This is a genomic window from Sphingomonas olei, from assembly GCF_045369765.1.
GTDB lineage: Bacteria > Pseudomonadota > Alphaproteobacteria > Sphingomonadales > Sphingomonadaceae > Sphingomonas > Sphingomonas panaciterrae.
This window is the reverse complement of the sequence record NZ_JBIQEU010000017.1, coordinates 38,658-56,627: the sequence shown is the minus strand read 5'-3', so window position 1 is coordinate 56,627 and position 17,970 is coordinate 38,658. Positions and strand designations below refer to the sequence as shown.

Below are 17,970 nucleotides of genomic sequence, written 5' to 3'. Positions count from 1 at the left end.
TGTTTCGGGCGCAGATCCACTCTTTTCAGCTGCTGCTGTAGGTAGGATGGCGTCCACCATTTTAGGGAAACCTACAGTCGCGCACGGTCGAAAACAATGAACGCGTTGCTGCCATTTGCCGATGACGTGACCGGGTCGGGCATCGTTGCGATCGACGCCGATGTGATCGATGCGGCGCGCCGCGCGATGAGCCCCAATTCGTGGCGCGCGCTGCGCGCCGACATTCGCGTGTTCGCCGGTTGGTGTGCCGCACGCGGACTAATGACATTGCCCGCCTTGCCTGCGACCGTCGCGACGTTCCTCGCCGATCAGGCCGATCACGGAAAGAAGGCGGCCACGCTGGCGCGCTATACGGCGTCGATCGCGCGGCTGCATGCGCTGGCCGACCAACCCGATCCCACCCGTACCGAGCGTGTGCGTCTTGAGCTGAAGGCGCAGCGACGCGCGCTGGGGGTGCGGCAGCGACAGGCGCGCGGGCTGCGTTTCCGCGGCGAGGTTGCCGATCCGCTGGCGGCCGCCGGGCCAGTCGGCGTCTGCGTCGAGGCTATGCTGGCGGCGACCGGCGACGATCTGCCGGGTCAGCGTAATCGCGCGCTGCTCAGCCTTGCGTTCGACACCGGCCTGCGACGCTCGGAGATCGTCGCGATCCGCTGGCCGCATGTGGAGCGCGGTGGCGCGGGCGGCGGCAGGTTGTTCGTGCCGCGCTCCAAGGCAGATCAGGAGGGAGCGGGCGCCTACGCTTATCTCTCCGCCCGGACGATGACCGCGCTGGGCGAGTGGCGCGCGGCATGTGGCGGGCGCAGCGACGGCGCGCTGTTTCGCCGCCTCCATCGGACGCGTGACAAGTCGGGCGCCGATATCTGGAGCGTCGGCGCCGCGCTCTCCGCGCAATCCGTGACTCTTATATATAGGGCGATGCTGGACGCGGCCCATGCGGCGGGGCTGCTGGGAATGATCGACAGCGCCGATTTCGACATCTGGCGCGCGAGCCTCACCGCGCACTCAACGCGCGTCGGCCTGACGCAGGACCTGTTCGCCAGCGGCCAGGACCTCGCCGGGATCATGCAGGCGCTGCGCTGGAAATCCCCCGCCCAGCCGGCGCGCTACGCTCAGGCGCTCGCCGTTGAGTCAAATGCGGCTGCCAAGGTGGTCGGCAAGTTATAGCCTGACCTTAGCGAGCACCCATCTGCGCCAATACTTCTCGCGGGGTATCGTGATCGTCGATGATGGACTGGTGGACGAACAAGCCACACAATTCGCGCTGGATGAAATAGTGGTGTGCGGCCTCCGCAACGTTCCGGATCAGCATTGCGCGATCGCTGCCATCGGGAGCGGCGCGCAGCTGCGCCAGCGTGGCGGCGAGCTTCTTCCCCGACCGAGCGAGCGACGCAGCCTTCTCTGCCGCGATCTCGTGCTGGAACGCCTGGTTCATCCGATAAGGTGCGATCGAGGGTCCAAGTCCCTGGGGAGGCCGTAAGACATGAGTGCATGACTTCCCTGATGTAATCGGGCAGATGAGCTTTCCCGGCAGTACCATCTATCGGTAACGGAAGCGAATATTGCCCGCTCGAGCTTGCGGTTAACCGGTATTTCACGCCGAACCGCAACGCGGCAACCTTTCTGCCAACTCGGTGCCTCCGATCGATCCGTCGTCTGCCCGGTATTGCCATTCACGTGACCCTGAGGCCGTCGGCGGCGCTGGTGTTCGCTGCCGTACCCGTATCAACTCGAGGACGTGGACACATGAACGATGGTGTTGCGGCACAATCCCTGTCCGAAAGTCAGCCCACGTCCGAACGTCGGCCCATGTGCGAAAGCCGGCGACCGGTTCTCCATTACATGGCGCTGGCAGCGGTCGTCGCGCTGCGACGGGGACGATTGGCTCGCTGTTTCACCTGTCGATCAACATGCTGCTGCACTGGCCGTCGCTGCTCCGCATCTACATGGAGGGGCCGCTACTGGTACTGACCGCCGCGTTGCTCACCATGGTGGCGACGCTCACGTCCCGCGCGGTGGTCCGTCATTTCGCGCCCGAGGCCGGCGGCAGCGACGTCCAGGAAGTGGAAGGCGCGATGGACAGGCTGCGCGAGATCCACGGCAGCAAGGTGCTACCGGTCAAGTTCGTCGGTGGGATCATGTCGATCAGCGCCGGGCTGGTGCTCGGTCGCGAGGGGCCGATCATCCACATTGGTGCCTCTGTGGCGTCAATCGTCATCGGCAGATTCCGGCTCGATGCGACACGGCGCAACGGCCTGCTGGCGGCCGGGGCGGGACGGGACTCGCTTGCGCCTTCAACGCGCCGATTGCCGGCGTGTTGTTCGTGATCGAGGAGACGCGGCGTCAGTTTGCCTAGCGGACCGACACCTACATGGCAGTCATCCTCGCCGCCGTCATCGCGACGGTGATGACCGCTGGATTGCCGGGAATACCGTTGACCTGGGCATGGCAACAGCTGTTGTGCCGATGACGATGCTGCCCTTGTTCGCGCTGCTTGGCTTTGTGCTGGGTGGCCTTTGCGGGGGCGGCCGAACAGCGCGTGCCTTATGTCTATCCGGCGGTGATAGGATTGGCGATGGGCGCACTGGTGGCGCTGGTGCCGCAGGCGGTCACCGATGGTGAGGCAATGATCCCGGGCTGGGCGAGCGCGCAGGCGGGCGTGCTCGTCATGCTGCTGCTGGCGGCAGCACGCTTCTGCGCCACGGTGGCAAGCTATTCGACCGGGGTGCCGGGCGGAATCTTTGCCCCGATCCTGTCGCTGGCCGCCTGCGTCGGCGTCGCCTTTGCCCGTGCCGCCAGTGCGTTCCTGCCGGATGGCAGCTCCGCGACCAGCGCCTTTGTCATCGCGCCGATGGGCGGCTTGTTCACCGCCTCGGTCCGCTCGCCGCTAGGGTCGTCCTGACGCTGGAACTGACCAATGCTTACCCCCTGTCGCTGCCGTTGCTCACCACCTGCCTTGCGGCCAATTTCACGGCCTATTTGCTCACCGGCAGGCCGATCCACGAAAAATTGCTCGATCGCATCCTGAGGCTCGCCGGGTCAGCGCCGACGCCCAAGAACGCGGCAGCTGGCTAAGGCTCCTAGGGCGCACCCTGTTCTACAGCCCGCCCTGAAAGGCGAAGGTGAAGCGGTAAGGCTCCGGCATTCCAACGGGCTTCCGCCGCGTCGGCACCGGGGTCGCGGTGATAAGCGTCAGCGCGCCGTCCGCCACAGCGACAGGCTCACCCAGCGTCATCCTGAGCTGCTTTTCCCATCCGCGGCCCAGTACCGTTGCCCGCACGATCAGGCGGCCAGCCCAGACGCACAGCAAGTCGCTCGGGCAGCGACTGTCCTCGATAATCTCATCCACGCGGACGCGCGGCCCATCGACATAGGCCACTTGCCCCAGCCTCACCGGCCCTACCACCGGGCGCATCGACGCACAGCCACCCAGCGCCACAAGCGCTGCAATCCCCGCGCAGATCGTGCTTTTCATCGTCATCAGCCCTTGTTGGCCCCGCGTCGTAGACGATCAGAGCTGAACGGCAGGCACACCTTGGTCGCCAGGCACCAAATCGGATACTATTGATCCGATTACCGGCATCCGCTAGACAGGCTGCCGTTCTTGGGGAGTAGCCACCCGGCCCCGGGGCAATCGTCAACATACTCGATCCCTGGGATCGTGGCGATTGCAGCAACCTTCGCGTTGCCAGGCGAGACCACGACACCGCCTTTCCGCGTTGGGCCGGGAGGGGTGGGTGTCGTTTGGTCGTTGGCCCCGGGATTTGATCAATAATGCCAGGAATTCTGACGCTCGGCGCCTTGGGCGCGAGCCTGTCCGTCGACGCATTCGCCGCGGCGCTCGGCAAGGGCGCGCAACAGCCCAAGGCCCGCTGGGGGGACGCGCTTCGGATCGGGCTGGTCTTCGGTTTCTTTGAGGCGGTGACGCCGGCGCTGGGCTGGCTCCTCGGCTACCTGGTCAACGACTGGATCGCCGACTGGGATCACTGGGCGTCGTTTGTCCTGCTGCTTGGCATTGGTGGGCACATGATCGTTCAGGCGCTGAAGGGTGACGGGACACCTCCCGCCGCGTCGACGGCAGCGCTCGAGCAGCCGAGCTACCTCAAGCTATCTCTCACCGCGATTGCGACCAGCATCGATGCGGCCGCCGTCGGTGTCACGCTGGCGCTGATGGACGTCAACATCTGGATCGCCTGCCTCATTATCGGGGGCACCACCAGCTTTGTCGCCACGGGCGGCGTGATGCTGGGCAAGCGCGTGGGCGCCTATCTTGGCAATTACGCCGCAATCGCAGGCGGCGTGGTCCTCGTCGTGGTCGGCAGCACGATCCTGTATCAGCATCTGTCTGCCTAGCGGCCCGCGTCATCCCGCCGTTGCCGTGCGCCGCGGCCGGACGATGGTCTACAGGACAAGGGTAAGGCCGGCGCTCTCAGGGCAGATCGTCGGCCAGCCGCTCGATCGCCAGCGCGGTGGTGACCGACTGGAGGACATGCAGCGACCACCGCTCTGCCGCTTTCTTCGGGCCCGCCGCAAATTCGCCTTCGGTGATACCGAGCAATGGCGCGATCCCGGCGATGTTCACCACGTAAAGCCCCGTGCCATAGAGCGTTCCGAGAACCACCGGCGAGACCGTCGGAAAGGCACGGCGCAGCGGTGGATAAAGCGCGGCAAAACTCACCGACGCGCCGAGATGGTTGGTGAATTCGACCAGGCTCGTTCCCGTGTCGCCGATCACCTCGCGGGAACCGGTGGTCTCGTCGATCCAGTCGACCGCGTCACGATCCAGCGTCTTGTCCAGCACGCCCGTCTTCCGCCCGGCGAACATCGCGGCCGTCGTCACGACCCCGGCCAGCAGCCCTGCGGCGATCACGGCATTGCGCGTCTTCATCAGTCACTCCCTTGTTCGGCACCAGGACAACCCGGCAGGCGGGCGGAAGGTCCAGCGAGCGCGGCGCTGGCACTCCGGCAGAAAAGCGCCTCGCGTCGGTGCCGGGGCAGTGGCACCGTCGCAGGAGGAGGAGGACACACAGGGAGGTTGCTCAGGATACTTCAGTCATGGGCCGCACCGTTGATGCCGCAGCCGCTCGGTGCCGGGAGTTGAGGGCAGGACTTTCCCGGCCGCCGACCGGCCCCGACGTGCCTGGTGCGGCGATACGGCACGTCAGTTCAGCTTGAAGCGAAGGCCAGCCCCGACGATCGACTGGTTGGACTCCACCCCGAGCCGTGCGGGCAATAGGTTAAGGTCGACATTCGCGCGCCCCTCGGTGCGGCGATAGGTGTACTGGGCGAACAGGTCGACGCGCGGCGACACCTGGTAGGTTGCGCCGGCCATGAACTGATAGGCGAAACGCGTCTGGTCATCATTCGTCACGTCGACGCCCGACGGGCGATATTCTACGTCGACCCGCTGCACACCAAGGCCCGCGCCCAGATAGGGCTGGAACGCCTCGGCACGGTTGAAATCGTAGAAGACGTTGGCGAAAGCACCCAGGTTCTTCACCTTGCCGCGACCGTCGTTGATCACCTGCCCGACGGTAGGGTTGCCGGCGGCCGGGGCACCGCGCGTGAGCACCGACACGTCAAGGCCGTCGATCTCCGTTCCGCCGACGCTGAGGTTGCGGTGACGCCGCACGTCATATTGCGAGTAGGCCACCTCCAGTTCGGTCCGGAAGCCGTTGTCGAAGCGCGCGCCGATTTGGCCCGAAATGTTGAAACCGCTCTTGAACCGGGTCGTCCAGGTCAGCGGCGTGCCCGATGCGATCGCCGGGTAGTCCGGGGTCGCGGCAACATTGCTGGTGAAGCGGCCACGATTGGCGGAATCCTCCGGCAGCGACAGACCGCCGCTGACGCCCACGTACACATCCTGCGCTGCCGCCGGCATGGCAAGCACCACCGCCGGTGCTGCCAGCAAATAGGCCAGTTTCCGCATATCAATCCCCTTAATCAAAGCCACATGAGCAGCGCGTGCCGAAAGGCTGCGCCGCCCAGTGCCGATGTGCGGGGCACAATCGAAACGACAAGACTGCACATCCATGGGTGTTCGGACATCTTGACTTTGGCAAAATAGGTGATCTCAGGGCGTCGCATCAACTAGACTTGCGTGGCTAGTGTGATAACTGCGCTCGACGAGGCGCTGCGCCGCCAATGGAAACGAACTGTCTGGGCAGGGTAGGAAGAGTGCGGCGCAACATGCTGCGCAACATCTTGTAATTTGCATTGCGCGCGATGGAATGCAAAACCGGCGACCATGTCGCCGCTCGAGATGATCTCCGGCAGCTCCGTCGCCGCGGTTATCAGCGACCCGACGCTGCCCGACACGCCCATCGTGGCGTGCAATGACGCCTTCAGCGCGTTGACCGGCTATGCTGCCGAGGAAGTGATCGGGCGCAACTGCCGGTTCCTCCGGGGCCCCGATACGGAGCTGCACCTGACCGAGGAATTGCGCTGCGCGGTGCGTGACCGGCGCACGACGCTGGTCGAGATCCTGAATTATCGCAAGGACGGCAGCCCCTTTCGCAATGCAGTGATGCTCGCCCCGATCTTCGAGGCGGACGGCGCGCTGCGCTTCATCCTGGGCTCTCAGTTCGACGTGACCGCCGGGCGACCGACGACGGGCGGGCGCTGCGCGATCGAGCGCCTGTCGTCGCGCCAGCGCGACGTGCTGCGGTTCATGACCGGGGGGCTGATGAACAAGCAGATCGCCTATGAAATGGGGATCAGCGAACGGACCGTGAAGATGCACCGCGCCGCGCTGCTGAAGGCGCTGGGGTGCCGGACCGCGGCGGAGGCGATCCGCACGGCGGTCGAGGCCGGGTTCTAGTCACCCGCATCGGGCTCCGGCCTTTCGACCGGAGCCCTCCGCAGGGACCAGGGGTAGCGACAGGGGTAGTAGCAGGGGTAGTGAGCAGCGCGCCGTTACGCGCTGGGGAGCAGCACCTTGTCGATGACGTGCACGACGCCGTTCGACTGCTGAACATCGGCCATGCTGACCGTTGCAGTGCCGCCGGCCGCGTCAGTGATGATGACCTTGTGACCCGACATGCTCGCGGTAAGCGGCGCGCCCTGCACGGTCGTCAGCATCGCCTTGCCACCGCCGGCTCGGATCTGGCGCGCAAGGTCAGCCGCGGTCACCTTGCCCGACACGACATGATAGGTGAGGACACCGGTCAGCTGCGCCTTGTTCTCCGGCTTCAGCAGCGTGTCGACGGTGCCCGCCGGAAGCGCGGAAAAGGCCGAATTGGTCGGGGCGAAGACCGTGAACGGGCCAGCGCCGTTCAGCGTGTCGACCAGCCCTGCGGCCTTTACCGCGGCGACGAGCGTGCTGAGATCGGGCAGCGCCGAGGCGTTCTCGACGATGGTTTTGGACGCGGTGGCAGCGGTTGCGGCCGTCGTCGCCTGCGGCTCGGCATAAGCGGGCGGGGCCGTTATCATGCCTCCCGCCGCCAGGATCATCAGATTGCGAAGCGCGGACACGTTGGTTCCTTTCCTTTCAGGTTCCAGATGCCGCTGCCAATGCATGTGACGCACGCCGGTTTCACGGCTCAACTTCACTGTTCTTTGCAGAACTGTGCCGCAAGTATCCGCGATCACAAGATTTGTTCAGAGATACTCCCGCTAACCTGTCCTTAAGTACAGGTGCCACCCGCCCTCACCTTGCCGGCCGCGCAAAGCTCCCCGCCGCTAGCCAGCCGAGCAGCGCCGCCCCGCCAAGCCACAGCATGAACGCCGCGCTGTTGCCCAGCGCAATGCAGCCAAGCGCCGGCGCACAGGCCCAGCCCACCAGCAACGATCGCGCCCGCCGGGTCGCGCCCCCGCCCTGCCCCGCGGCGCGGCGGCGCTTGGGATCGTCGCGGCACAACAGAAGGACGGCGGGCGCCGACAGCGCCAGTGCGACGAGGGCAAGCGCCAGCGTGCTCACGCCTCCACCGCCTCCATCCGCCGCGGCCGCTCGGGCAGCGTCAGCGGGCGCGCCTGCCAGCACCCCCGCAGCAGCCAGCCGCCAGCAACGCCAAAGGCCAGGTCAAGCGCGGGGATCACCGCTTGGCCCGATGCGATCGCCGCGGTCCAGCCCGGCCCGCCCGCAGCGACAAGCCGCAGCAGCGGCAGCATCAGCATCACGAGGCCGGTCGCACCCTTCAGCATGAGCGTCAGCGCATCGTTGCTGCGCGCCACCACGCCAGCGATGATCGCCACTGCAGACGCAATCAGAAAGGCGGTCGTCGTCCAATAGACCGCGCCGCCCTGCGGCATCGTCACGAGGAAGCCGGCCGCGGCCACCACCAGCCCCAGCGGCAGGCCAAACGCCACCACGGTTAGCGTCCGTTCGAGCCACGCAAGCGACCGCGCATCCTCACGCCGCCGCACCACCCACAACCGCATCCCGGTATAGGTGACGTAGCACATGGCAAATCCCAGCCCGAACCAGATCGCCTTGGACAACAGCCCCGCGAAATTGCCGAAATGGAGCGGCCCCATGATGCCGACCAGCGTCCCTCCGGCGGAGGGCCCCGCGCCGACCTGCGGCTTGGCGCGGATGAACTCGGCCGTGGCGCCGTTATAGAGCAGCGCAACCGGCTCCAGGTCGCCTTCCCGCGGATTGTGATAGCTGGTCACCGTGGCGTCGGCGCGCCCGAAATTCTCGATCGCGACAAAGGTCGGCACTTCGCCCGTGCGCCGGATCGCATCGCTGGTGATCCGGTCGAGGTTGCCGCTCGCCGCCGGGCGCGGATCGGGCGTGCCGGGATTGCCGAAGACGGCATGCTGCAGCGCCTCGACATCGCCGCCGAACGCCGCCGTCGCGACGACCGGAAGCCCGACCGTGCCGTAGAAGGAGAAGAAGCTGCCGGTGAACGCCAGTACGAAGGCGAACGGCAGGCTCCACGTGCCCGCCACGCTATGGCGGTCGCGCGTCGCCAGCACCGGCTTGGCACCGCGGCGCAGGGTGAAGATGTCCTTGAACAGATGGCGGTGGATCAGCAGCCCCGAAATGGCGGCGACCAGCATCGCCAGCCCCAGGATCCCGGTCAGCACCAGCCCCCATGGGTTGGGCACATGCAACCGGACGTGCGTGTCGACCAGGAAGGTGCTCAGCGCATCGTCGTTGCGCGGCCCGAACAGGTCGTCGATATTGCCGGTGGTGGCGTTCAGCACCCGCCCCTGATGGTCGAGCTGGTAGAAGACGCCGGCCTCGGTCGGAACTCCGTCAGCGCCCGTCTCGTGCCGGTGGAAGAACACGCCCAGGCCATGGTCGCCGGTCTCCCAGATGTTGACCGCTTCCCGATACTGCCGCGGCGTCTGCGCGGTCAGGCGGCGCAGCGTGGCGTCGACCGGCTGCGCGAAGGAGGATTTGGTCGCCACATGGCCCGCCGACCAGGCGCCGATCTCGTGCGCGAACACCGCCGCCGTGCCGGTCAGCACCACCGCATACAACAGCAGGCCGAGCAGGATGCCCGACCAGCCGTGGACCGCGACCATCGCCTTGGTCTGATCCTTCCTCAGTTGAATCATAGGTTCCTCTCCGCGGCAGGGGGCCCGGCCATCATGCGGGTGGCGACCAGTCCGCCATGGACCAGCAGCAATGCGCCAGCGACCAGCGCGACTCGCGTCAGGTTACGATCAAGGCAGGCGTGAAAAAACAGCAGCGCCCAGATCAGGGGCGCCATCACCAGCGGAATAGCCAGATTGTCGATTCCTGCGGCGCCGCCCGGCAGCCACAGCGGCATGCCGGCCAGCAGCGCCAGCGTCACGATGATCGCGCCCGGCCCGGCGAGCAGGATTCGCGCCCATCGCTGGCGGGCGTTCGGCTGCGCTGAAGGGGTCGGCTCGGCCATGGCGCAGCGAATAGAAACACGATCCGCCGATGGCAAGAAAAATGCTATTGATAATCTTTCGCACGCATTTAGAGGGCGCCGGCAACGAACGATTACATTTCTCGAAAGGGCGGACATGGCGAAACTGATCGTAGCGGCGGGGGTAGCAAGCGCGCTGCTGAGCCAGACCGCTCTGGCGCAGGAGGCTGCGCTCACCCCGTCCGGCGCCCCCGCCGCTACCCAGCAGACCGACGCGGCCACCACGCCGGAGGACGAAATCGTCGTCGTGGGCAGCAATGCCGGTACCAAGACCGAAACCCCGCTGACGCAGGTGCCCCAGCCGCTGACGATCATCGATTCGGGCACCTATCTTTCGCAGGGCGCGATCAACATCAGCGACACGGTGAAATACGCCGCCGGCGTGCTCGCCAACCCCTATGGCCGTGACACCCGCGTCGACGGGTTCAACGTGCGCGGCATCAATGCGCTGCAGTTCCGCGACGGCATGCGCGACATCTTCTCTTATTACGCCAGCATCACCTCGGACCCGTATAACTTTTCCCGTGTGGAAATCGTGCGCGGGCCTGCCTCGGTTCTGTTTGGCCAGGGGTCGATCGGCGGCCTCGTCAATCTGGTGTCCAAGGTGCCGGAATTTCGCACCGGCGGCGAACTCAACCTCGTCTATGGCAATTACAACCGCAAGGAAGCGCTGGGCGACGTCAACCTAGCCGTCACCGACACGCTGGCGGTGCGCCTGGTGGGCCGCGTGCGCGATGCCGACACCTATGTCGACAACGTCCCCGATGACCGCGTGATGGCCGCGCCTTCGATCCGCTGGCAGCCGACCGCCGCGACCGACATCATCCTGACCGGTCTGTACCAGGAGGACGATACCGGCTCGACCTCGCAGTTCCTGCCGATCGTCGGCACCTTCCGCCCCAATCCCGCAAACCCGGGCGCGCGGCTCGATCCCTATACGTTCGTCGGCAAGGCGGGGTGGGATCGCTACAACGGACGCTCACTGCAGGGCGGCGGGCAGCTGGTGCACCGTTTCTCCGACAATGTCCGGCTCAGCCTCAAGGCGCGCTACATCGACAGCGACCTCGAATATTTCACCCATTATGCCGACAGCTACACCAACCCGACCGATCCCTTTTCGGTCTATGGCACCGACGGTCGCCATATCGGCCTGACCGCTGATGCCAGCGACGCGCGGATGAACGTCTTCTCGACCGACAACAATCTGCAGTTCACTTTCAACACCGGCGCCAATGTCGAACACACGTTGCTTGTCGGGCTGGACTATAGCTGGAACAAGGTCGGAAAGCGGGGCGTAGCGCTGTCGCCTGCGCCGGAGGTCGTCGACCTCTATGACATCGATTACGATGCACTGCTGACCTACGATCCGACGGGTCCGTTCGTCAATGAATCGCAAAAGCAGCTCGGCGTGTACGTGCAGGACCAGATCCGTCTGTTCGACCGTGTCTCGGTGATCGTCGGCGCCCGCCGGGACCATGTCACCAATTCGTCGGGGCAGGAAGACAACGCCACCACCTTCCGTGCCGGCATTATCGGGGAGATCGGCGCCGGCATCTCGCCTTTCTTCAGCTATACCGAAAGCTTCCTGCCGATCGCCGGGCGGCTGTCCGGGCCCGGCGGTGTTCCGGGCAATCCATTCAGACCGCAGACCGGCACGCAATATGAAGCCGGCGTGAAGTGGCAGCCCGCGCCCACCACGCTCGTCACCGTCACCGGATTCCACATCAAGGAGCGCAACCGCGTCCTCTACCTCGCCAACAACGTGACCACTCAGTCCGGCGAGCTCACGACCAAGGGGTTCGAATTCGAGGCCAGCCACACGCTGCCGGGCAATTTCGAACTGCTGCTGAACTACGGCTACAGCGAGCTGGATTCGGAAGTGAACACCAGCCTCGATTACATGCCGCGGCACACCGCATCCTTGTGGTCGACGAAGACCTTCGCGACCAGCGCGGACGGTCCGCAGCTGCGGCTCGGTGCCGGCATCGTCTACAGCGGCAACAGCAAGTCGACCGGCCCGCTCGATCCTTATGCCCTCAACCCCGCGATTGCGCCCGGCACGCTCTACACGATCGTGACGCCCGCACGTACTACCGTGGACGCGCTGGCGGAGGTCAGCTGGAACCAGTGGCGTCTCGCGGTCAACGCGACCAATCTGTTCGACGAACGCGCCTTCGCCTCCTGCCTGGCGCGTGGCGACTGCTTCATGGCCGCGCCGCGCAACGTCATGGCGACACTCGGCTTTCGCTTCTGATCGGTTTCGGCGGCGCATTTCCACCATGCGCCGCGCGATACGTGCATCTCCCGATATGCCGTGGCTTGGGCCGCGCTTATGTCGCGGGTGTCGGTAAAGAGTGATCCGGCCAAAGAGAGTGAGGCGATATGAAGTATTTCATCGGGACCGCGCTTGCGATCCTCATCGCTGCGCCCGCTGCGGCGCAATCCGCCGGGGCGATCCAATCCAGCGGTCGCGTCGAAGCCCGGTTCGGCTGGGACCGGGGTGAGTTCAAGACTGAATTTCGCGACCCTCTGGTAGACATTTCCGACAAGAACGGAAAGAGCGGCGTCACTTACGGTATCGAAGCGGGCTATGACTATGTCACCGACAGCCGGTTCCTGGTTGGCGGCTATGTCGGGGTCGAGGGATCGTCCATCAAGGACTGCGACACCAGCCCGTTCGGCGATCGTGCCTGTCTGAAGGGCGGACGCAATTTCACCGTCGGCGCACGGGCGGGCTACGTCACGGACCAGGGCGTCGTCTATCTTAAGGGCGGCTATTCCAACGGCCAGCTGAAGTTCGAGGCCGATGATTTCGTCGATGACGAACGGGTGCGGTTCAAGGACAATCACGGCGGCTTCCATCTGGGTGCCGGCGGCGAGGTAATGGTCGCCAACAACGTCTATGGAAAGCTCGAATACGTCTTCACCAACTATTCGGCTGACAAGTTCGACGACGGCATCACCTATTCCAAATTCCGTCCGCAGCGGCATCAGGTCGTGGCCGGCATCGGCATTCGTTTCTGATGAATGCAGCGGCACGACCGCAGCGGACATCATGATATAAACATATCTTTATATCAGCATTGACAGGGCTGGTTGGATGATGTTCAACCGGCCCTGTCGAGGTTCCCCATCCCAGGCGTGGCGATGGGGCTAAGACGGGAAGCCGGTGACGTTCCAGAAGGGGCGGATTCCGGCGCTGCCCCCGCAACTGTGAGCGGAGAGCGGCAGTTCCATTTCGTGTCACTGGGCCCTGTAACGGGTCCGGGAAGGCCGGAACTGCCGTGTTGACCCGCAAGCCAGGAGACCTGCCTCCGACGCGATAACGTTCCTCGGACGGGGGTTCCTCCGGTGGATCGCGCCGGAGAACCGTGGATGGTGACTGCCATCGCGGACCATCGATGACGTGCGCGCTCCCTCTGGCTCCCCTGTTCGTACAACAGCAGGTGAGTCATGACGAACAGCGGTTTCACGTTCACGACCAGCAGCATCCCTTTTGACGAGGACTATCAGCCCGGCGACAGTACGCGGCTGACCACCAACTTCGCCAATCTGGCGCGGGGCGAGGCGCGGGCAGAGAACCTGCGCAACACGCTGCGGATGATCGACAATCGCTTCAACGCACTGATGCACTGGGACAATCCCGGCGGTGATCGCTACGCCCTCGCGCTGCGCATCGTCTCCGCTCACCTGGCGATCACCGATGGCGACCCGGTCGGCCTGCCGCTGATCGAGATGCTGGCGACGACGGTGCTCGACCGGCAGAGCGGCGCGTGGACCGACGGCATGACCGGCAACAGCCTGTCCTCCTACATCCGCGACTATGATTTCAGCATCCGCCTGCCCGATTACCAGCGGCGCAGCCCATGCGGCGGTGCGCCGGAGGGGTTCGGCGAGTTACATGGCAAGCTGTTCCGGCACTTCTTGGGCTCCAGCGCCTATCGCGACCAGTTTGGCAAGCCGCCGGTGTTCTGCCTCAGCGTCTCCAGCCGCGAGATCTATCATCGCACCACCAACTCCCACCCGGTCCTGGGCGTGGAGTATCGATGCGAGCATCACTCCGCGACCGACAGCTATTTCGCCAAGATGGGCCTCGCGGTGCGCTATTTCATGCCGCCGCACGCCGCCGCCCCGCTCGCCTTCTACCATCAGGGTCGGCTGCTCGACGATTATACCCATGTCGAACTGGCCAGCACCGTCGCGACGATGGAGACCTTCCAGAAGATCTACCGGCCGGAAATCTACAACGCCAATTCGGTCGCCGCGCATGACTATCGGCCCAGCCTCACGCGGCAGGATTATTCGCTGACGCGCATCGCCTACGACCGCGAAGAACGCAGCCGCCTCGCCGTCGCGCAGGGCCGCTTTGCCGAGGAACATGTCATCCGCCCGCATGGCGCGATGCTCGAACAATGGTCAGCGACGTGCGGCCTGTGACCCCCATTCACCCAAGGAATCCAATGATGACCACAGTGTTGCCGACCACCACCGCCGGCAGTCTGCCCAAGCCCGCGTGGCTCGCCACGCCGGAGACGCTCTGGTCGCCGTGGAAGCTCGCCGATGCCGAACTCGCGGATGCGCAGCGCGACGCCCTGCGGCTTGCGGTGGATGATCAGCGCCAGGCCGGGATCACCATCATCGGCGACGGCGAGCAGACCCGCCAGCATTTCGTCACCACCTTCATCGAGCATCTGAACGGCGTCGACTTCGATCGTCGGGAGACCGTGCGCATCCGCAATCGCTACGACGCCAGCGTGCCGACGGTAACCGGCCCCGTGTCGCGCCCCCGTCCTGTGTTCGTCGATGATGCCCGCTATCTGCGCGCGCAGACCGATCAACCGATCAAATGGACCCTCCCCGGCCCGATGACGATGATCGATACCTTGTACGACGCGCATTACCGCAGCCGGGAGAAGCTGGCGTGGGAATTTGCCGGCATCCTCAACCAGGAGGCGCGGGAGCTGGAGGCGGCTGGGGTCGACATCATCCAGTTCGACGAACCGGCGTTCAACGTGTTCTTCGACGAGGCGAACGACTGGGGCATCGCTGCGCTGGAACGCGCCGCCGAGGGGCTGACCGCCGAGACGGCGGTGCACATCTGCTACGGCTATGGCATCAAGGCCAATACCGACTGGAAAAAGACGCTCGGCTCCGAGTGGCGGCAATATGAGCAAACCTTCCCTCGCCTGCAGCAATCGAGCATCGACATCATCTCGCTCGAATGCCGCAATTCGCGGGTGCCGATGGATCTAATGGAACTGATCCGGGGCAAGAAGGTCATGGTCGGCGCGATCGACGTCGCGACCGAACAGGTCGAAACCGCGCAGGAGGTTGCCGAGACGCTCCGCCAGGCGCTGCGCTTCGTCGATGCGGACAAGCTTTATCCGGCCACCAATTGCGGCATGGCCCCGCTGCCGCGTGCCGTGGCGCAGGGCAAGCTGAAGGCGCTGGGCGCTGGCGCGCAGATCGTCCGGCAGGAACTGACCGGCTGAAGCCCGCGACGCCCATTTCCAACCTGATTATCCCCCGCGACAAAATGTCCCAGTGACACCGCCGCACGCAGGCGATACCCACGGTATCGTGGGGGCGATCCGGAATCTGTTGGCGCAACGCCTGGTCCCAGTGCTGATCTGTGCCGCGGCGTTGCTGCTGAAGGTGCTGGTCCCCACCGGCTACATGATCGTTCCCGATGACGGGCGGATCACCGTCGCGGTCTGTTCGGGCTTCGGCCCGCAGACGATGGAGATCGTCATCCCGGGTATGGATCATGCCACGCCCGGCAGTGACTCGTCCAAGGATGGTGGCGCGGGCGACATGCCCTGCGCCTTTGCCGGGCTTTCGACGCAGTTCCTAGGTGCGGTCGATGCCGTGCTGCTGGTCGCCGCGCTGGCGATCGTGGCGGGCCAGGCGCTTCGCCCGATGGTGCGGCGCCTGCCGCGCGCCGCCCTCTACCTGCGCCCTCCGTTGCGCGGACCACCGCTGCTGATCTGACGCGCCGACCGGATCGACCGGCCGGCGACACTGCCGCCTCGCTTTCGCGCGGTGGCGTCCCTGCCGCGTCGCGTGCCCGGCAGGCCCTCGTCAGCAAGAAAGTCCTGTCATGGTCCGCAGCCTGTTGCTCGGCGGCGGCGCCCTGTGCGTCGCCGCTCCCTCCCCCGTCCTTGCTCTTCCCGATGCCGCTCCCGCCCAGCGCGGCGACACCCATATTGCCATCGGCGACGATGCCATCGTCGTCACCGCGCGCGATATGGCGCGCTCCACCGCCAATGTGCTCACCTCGGTCGATGTCCTCGGCGGCGATCTTGCCCAGCGGCAGAATGTCGACAACGCGTGGGAATTGTTCGCCCGCCTGCCCGGGGTGGTGCTGACCGATTTCAACCAGGGCACGACATCGGGCCGCTTCTCGATCCGCGGCTTCAACGGTGAGGGCGAGATCAACGCCGTCAAGCTGCTGATCGACGGCGTCCCGTCCAACGACAATGCCGGGCGGATCGACTTCATCGACCTGGTGGCGCCGCTCGATATCGCCGCGGTGGAGCTGGTGCGTGGCACGTCCGACCCGCGCTGGGGCCTCCATGCCATCGCCGGCAGCGCCAATATCAAGACGCGCACCGGCGGCAATTACCTCGACATGCGCGGCATCGCCGGCGCGTTCGGCACCTATGACGCGCAGCTCGCCGCCGGCGTCGAAACCGGCCGCCTCAGCCAGAATGTCGCGCTCTCCTATCGCCGAACGGACGGTTACCGCGATCACGCCGACCTCGACCGACTGACGCTGGCGGGCAAGTGGTTCTACGACCTGGGCGGCGCGCGGGTCGGCCTGATCGCTCGGCACAGCCGCAGCACGGCCGAGGAGCCCGGCTACCTCACCGATGCCGACGCCTATACCGACCGGCGGCGATCCTATGCCGTGTCTGAGACCGACGGCGGCACCCGCAATCTCAGCCAGTACAGCCTGCACCTCGACGCCGATCTGGCGCGCGACCTGTCACTGACCGCGGTCGGCTATGCGACGACCAACGATGACGATCGCTACGTGCGCTTCTCCGCCAATGTCGCGCAGCAGCGCCGGCTGACGCAGGAACAGCATTATGGCGTGGTCGCCGGCGTGCACTGGCATGCCGCGGGCTGGCTGATGGCGGAGGCCGGGGGCGACGTGCAATGGCAACACAATCGCAGCCTGCGCTGGACGACCGACCGGCGGATCATCACCGCACCGACGCGCGACCAGGATTTCGACCTCACGGTGGGCGGCGCCTATGTGCAGGCGATTGTCACCCCGGCGACGTGGCTGACGATCACCCCGGCGTGGCGGATTGACCGGGTCGACGGTGACTTCCTGAACCGGCTGAACGGCGCGCGCGCGCCGGTCAACGATTATGGCACGATCAGCCAGCCGAAGCTGTCGGTCGCGGTGACGCCCACGGCCGGGCTGACCCCTTACGCCAATTACGGTCGCACCTTCCAGGTCGGCGCGGGCTCCGGTGCCTTTGTCGTGCCGCCGCGCGTGCGCGATGTGGCGCCTTCGATCAACGAAGGGTGGGAAGGCGGCGTCAAACTGTCGCACGGCCGCTGGCTGACCGCGCGCGCCGCGGTCTGGCAGCAGACGGCAAGTGGCGAGCTGCGCCGGCGCCTCAACGATCCCTCCGGCGAATTCGACAATCTCGGCGCAACCCGTCGCCGCGGTCTCGACCTGGAGGCTCAAGTTCGCCCGCTGCCCGGCCTGTCCGCCTGGGCCAGCTGGTCGCATCAAAAGGCCGTCATTCGCGTGCCCGATCCCGCCGCACCGCTCACCGCGGGCAATGCGATCGATCACGTCCCCCAGAACGTCGTCACCGCGGGCGTTGAATGGGCGCCGACGACCCTGCCGTGGCGCGCCTCGCTGTGGGGCAATGGGCAATCCTCCTATGAACTCACCACCGCCAACGATCAGGGACGCTATGGCGGCTATTTCCAGCTTACCGCGGAACTCGCCTATCGGCTGAACGACGCGCTGGAGCTGTCCGCGCAGGTGCGCAACCTCGCCAATGATCGCTACGAATATGTCTGGTACGACGGCACCCAGCGGCTGCACGCGCCGGCCGATCCGCGCAGCCTGTTCGGCGCGATCCGCGCGCGGTTCTGA

The 17,970-nt window shown here is 65.7% G+C and carries 18 protein-coding genes, 1 pseudogene and 2 riboswitches; of the genes and pseudogenes, 11 read left to right on the top strand and 8 right to left on the bottom strand.

Annotation, left to right across the window (positions count from 1 at the left end; all coding sequences use genetic code 11):
• Positions 1-96 precede the first annotated feature (96 nt).
• Positions 97-1,164: a tyrosine-type recombinase/integrase gene (locus ACH0BU_RS14900; RefSeq protein WP_046407494.1), complete on the top strand. Its 1,068-nt coding sequence runs from the start codon at positions 97-99 to the stop codon at positions 1,162-1,164.
• Positions 1,165-1,171: 7 nt separating this feature from the next.
• Here the strand turns inward: ACH0BU_RS14900 and ACH0BU_RS14895 are convergent, their stop codons facing one another.
• The gene (locus ACH0BU_RS14895; protein ID WP_500264257.1) at positions 1,172-1,432 is read right to left on the bottom strand and encodes a DUF6665 family protein; all 261 of its coding nucleotides are present in this window, start codon (positions 1,430-1,432) and stop codon (positions 1,172-1,174) included.
• Between the two features lie 475 nt (positions 1,433-1,907).
• On the opposite strand from ACH0BU_RS14895, the pseudogene ACH0BU_RS14890 reads away from it, so the two are divergent.
• A pseudogene (locus ACH0BU_RS14890) lies at positions 1,908-2,353 on the top strand (chloride channel protein).
• Positions 2,354-2,506: 153 nt separating this feature from the next.
• On the top strand, positions 2,507-2,899 hold the full coding sequence (locus ACH0BU_RS14885; protein WP_500264256.1) for a chloride channel protein: 393 nt from the start codon (positions 2,507-2,509) through the stop codon (positions 2,897-2,899).
• Between the two features lie 195 nt (positions 2,900-3,094).
• Here the strand turns inward: ACH0BU_RS14885 and ACH0BU_RS14880 are convergent, their stop codons facing one another.
• Positions 3,095-3,478, bottom strand: coding sequence for a hypothetical protein (locus tag ACH0BU_RS14880; protein ID WP_500264255.1), 384 nt, complete (start codon positions 3,476-3,478; stop codon positions 3,095-3,097).
• Between the two features lie 113 nt (positions 3,479-3,591).
• Positions 3,592-3,767, top strand: a riboswitch (yybP-ykoY riboswitch).
• A gap of 4 nt (positions 3,768-3,771) precedes the next feature.
• Here ACH0BU_RS14880 and ACH0BU_RS14875 point away from each other — a divergent pair.
• Positions 3,772-4,350: a manganese efflux pump MntP gene (locus tag ACH0BU_RS14875; protein ID WP_046407491.1), complete on the top strand. Its 579-nt coding sequence runs from the start codon at positions 3,772-3,774 to the stop codon at positions 4,348-4,350.
• Between the two features lie 76 nt (positions 4,351-4,426).
• On the opposite strand, the gene ACH0BU_RS14870 is transcribed toward ACH0BU_RS14875, so the two are convergent.
• The gene (locus tag ACH0BU_RS14870) at positions 4,427-4,885 is read right to left on the bottom strand and encodes a hypothetical protein (RefSeq protein WP_046407489.1); all 459 of its coding nucleotides are present in this window, start codon (positions 4,883-4,885) and stop codon (positions 4,427-4,429) included.
• Between the two features lie 273 nt (positions 4,886-5,158).
• Positions 5,159-5,926, bottom strand: a complete 768-nt coding sequence (locus ACH0BU_RS14865; protein WP_500264254.1) for an outer membrane beta-barrel protein — start codon at positions 5,924-5,926, stop codon at positions 5,159-5,161.
• A 318-nt stretch (positions 5,927-6,244) separates the two neighbouring features.
• On the opposite strand from ACH0BU_RS14865, the gene ACH0BU_RS14860 reads away from it, so the two are divergent.
• Positions 6,245-6,817: a LuxR C-terminal-related transcriptional regulator gene (locus tag ACH0BU_RS14860; RefSeq protein ID WP_046407486.1), complete on the top strand. Its 573-nt coding sequence runs from the start codon at positions 6,245-6,247 to the stop codon at positions 6,815-6,817.
• Between the two features lie 95 nt (positions 6,818-6,912).
• On the opposite strand, the gene ACH0BU_RS14855 is transcribed toward ACH0BU_RS14860, so the two are convergent.
• The 4 genes from ACH0BU_RS14855 to ACH0BU_RS14840 all read right to left on the bottom strand — a co-directional run bounded on the left by ACH0BU_RS14855 (position 6,913) and on the right by ACH0BU_RS14840 (position 9,827).
• A complete protein-coding gene (locus ACH0BU_RS14855) occupies positions 6,913-7,449 on the bottom strand; it encodes a fasciclin domain-containing protein (RefSeq protein WP_500264260.1) in 537 nt (178 codons plus the stop codon).
• A 196-nt stretch (positions 7,450-7,645) separates the two neighbouring features.
• A complete protein-coding gene (locus ACH0BU_RS14850; RefSeq protein WP_046407484.1) occupies positions 7,646-7,915 on the bottom strand; it encodes a hypothetical protein in 270 nt (89 codons plus the stop codon).
• Positions 7,912-9,504, bottom strand: a complete 1,593-nt coding sequence (locus ACH0BU_RS14845; protein WP_136451947.1) for a PepSY-associated TM helix domain-containing protein — start codon at positions 9,502-9,504, stop codon at positions 7,912-7,914. The genes ACH0BU_RS14850 and ACH0BU_RS14845 overlap by 4 nt, the downstream gene beginning before the upstream one ends.
• Positions 9,501-9,827 carry a hypothetical protein gene (locus tag ACH0BU_RS14840; protein ID WP_125946038.1) on the bottom strand — a complete coding sequence of 109 codons (327 nt, stop codon included), beginning with the start codon at positions 9,825-9,827 and terminating at the stop codon, positions 9,501-9,503. Before ACH0BU_RS14840 ends, ACH0BU_RS14845 begins: the two co-directional genes overlap by 4 nt.
• Positions 9,828-9,942: 115 nt before the next feature.
• On the opposite strand from ACH0BU_RS14840, the gene ACH0BU_RS14835 reads away from it, so the two are divergent.
• The 6 genes from ACH0BU_RS14835 (at position 9,943) to ACH0BU_RS14810 (ending at position 17,970) form a co-directional block, all read left to right on the top strand.
• Positions 9,943-12,099: a TonB-dependent siderophore receptor gene (locus ACH0BU_RS14835; RefSeq protein WP_500264253.1), complete on the top strand. Its 2,157-nt coding sequence runs from the start codon at positions 9,943-9,945 to the stop codon at positions 12,097-12,099.
• A 128-nt stretch (positions 12,100-12,227) separates the two neighbouring features.
• Positions 12,228-12,869 carry an outer membrane protein gene (locus tag ACH0BU_RS14830; protein WP_125946040.1) on the top strand — a complete coding sequence of 214 codons (642 nt, stop codon included), beginning with the start codon at positions 12,228-12,230 and terminating at the stop codon, positions 12,867-12,869.
• Between the two features lie 82 nt (positions 12,870-12,951).
• Positions 12,952-13,175: riboswitch (cobalamin riboswitch) on the top strand.
• 123 nt (positions 13,176-13,298) lie between these two features.
• A complete protein-coding gene (locus tag ACH0BU_RS14825; protein ID WP_125946041.1) occupies positions 13,299-14,282 on the top strand; it encodes a putative oxygenase MesX in 984 nt (327 codons plus the stop codon).
• A 26-nt stretch (positions 14,283-14,308) separates the two neighbouring features.
• Positions 14,309-15,337 carry a methionine synthase gene (locus ACH0BU_RS14820; RefSeq protein WP_145121042.1) on the top strand — a complete coding sequence of 343 codons (1,029 nt, stop codon included), beginning with the start codon at positions 14,309-14,311 and terminating at the stop codon, positions 15,335-15,337.
• 109 nt (positions 15,338-15,446) lie between these two features.
• On the top strand, positions 15,447-15,836 hold the full coding sequence (locus tag ACH0BU_RS14815) for a DUF2946 family protein (RefSeq protein WP_500264252.1): 390 nt from the start codon (positions 15,447-15,449) through the stop codon (positions 15,834-15,836).
• Positions 15,837-15,945: 109 nt separating this feature from the next.
• The gene (locus ACH0BU_RS14810; protein ID WP_500264251.1) at positions 15,946-17,970 is read left to right on the top strand and encodes a TonB-dependent receptor; all 2,025 of its coding nucleotides are present in this window, start codon (positions 15,946-15,948) and stop codon (positions 17,968-17,970) included.

Coding starts and splice junctions, on each gene's coding strand:
- ACH0BU_RS14900 (WP_046407494.1), top strand. CDS start 97: ATGAACGCGTTGCTGCCATTTGCCGATGACGTGACCGGGTCGGGCATC.
- ACH0BU_RS14895 (WP_500264257.1), bottom strand. CDS start 1,432: ATGAACCAGGCGTTCCAGCACGAGATCGCGGCAGAGAAGGCTGCGTCG.
- ACH0BU_RS14880 (WP_500264255.1), bottom strand. CDS start 3,478: ATGACGATGAAAAGCACGATCTGCGCGGGGATTGCAGCGCTTGTGGCG.
- ACH0BU_RS14875 (WP_046407491.1), top strand. CDS start 3,772: ATGCCAGGAATTCTGACGCTCGGCGCCTTGGGCGCGAGCCTGTCCGTC.
- ACH0BU_RS14870 (WP_046407489.1), bottom strand. CDS start 4,885: ATGAAGACGCGCAATGCCGTGATCGCCGCAGGGCTGCTGGCCGGGGTC.
- ACH0BU_RS14865 (WP_500264254.1), bottom strand. CDS start 5,926: ATGCGGAAACTGGCCTATTTGCTGGCAGCACCGGCGGTGGTGCTTGCC.
- ACH0BU_RS14860 (WP_046407486.1), top strand. CDS start 6,245: ATGTCGCCGCTCGAGATGATCTCCGGCAGCTCCGTCGCCGCGGTTATC.
- ACH0BU_RS14855 (WP_500264260.1), bottom strand. CDS start 7,449: ATGATCCTGGCGGCGGGAGGCATGATAACGGCCCCGCCCGCTTATGCC.
- ACH0BU_RS14845 (WP_136451947.1), bottom strand. CDS start 9,504: ATGATTCAACTGAGGAAGGATCAGACCAAGGCGATGGTCGCGGTCCAC.
- ACH0BU_RS14840 (WP_125946038.1), bottom strand. CDS start 9,827: ATGGCCGAGCCGACCCCTTCAGCGCAGCCGAACGCCCGCCAGCGATGG.
- ACH0BU_RS14835 (WP_500264253.1), top strand. CDS start 9,943: ATGGCGAAACTGATCGTAGCGGCGGGGGTAGCAAGCGCGCTGCTGAGC.
- ACH0BU_RS14830 (WP_125946040.1), top strand. CDS start 12,228: ATGAAGTATTTCATCGGGACCGCGCTTGCGATCCTCATCGCTGCGCCC.
- ACH0BU_RS14825 (WP_125946041.1), top strand. CDS start 13,299: ATGACGAACAGCGGTTTCACGTTCACGACCAGCAGCATCCCTTTTGAC.
- ACH0BU_RS14820 (WP_145121042.1), top strand. CDS start 14,309: ATGACCACAGTGTTGCCGACCACCACCGCCGGCAGTCTGCCCAAGCCC.
- ACH0BU_RS14810 (WP_500264251.1), top strand. CDS start 15,946: ATGGTCCGCAGCCTGTTGCTCGGCGGCGGCGCCCTGTGCGTCGCCGCT.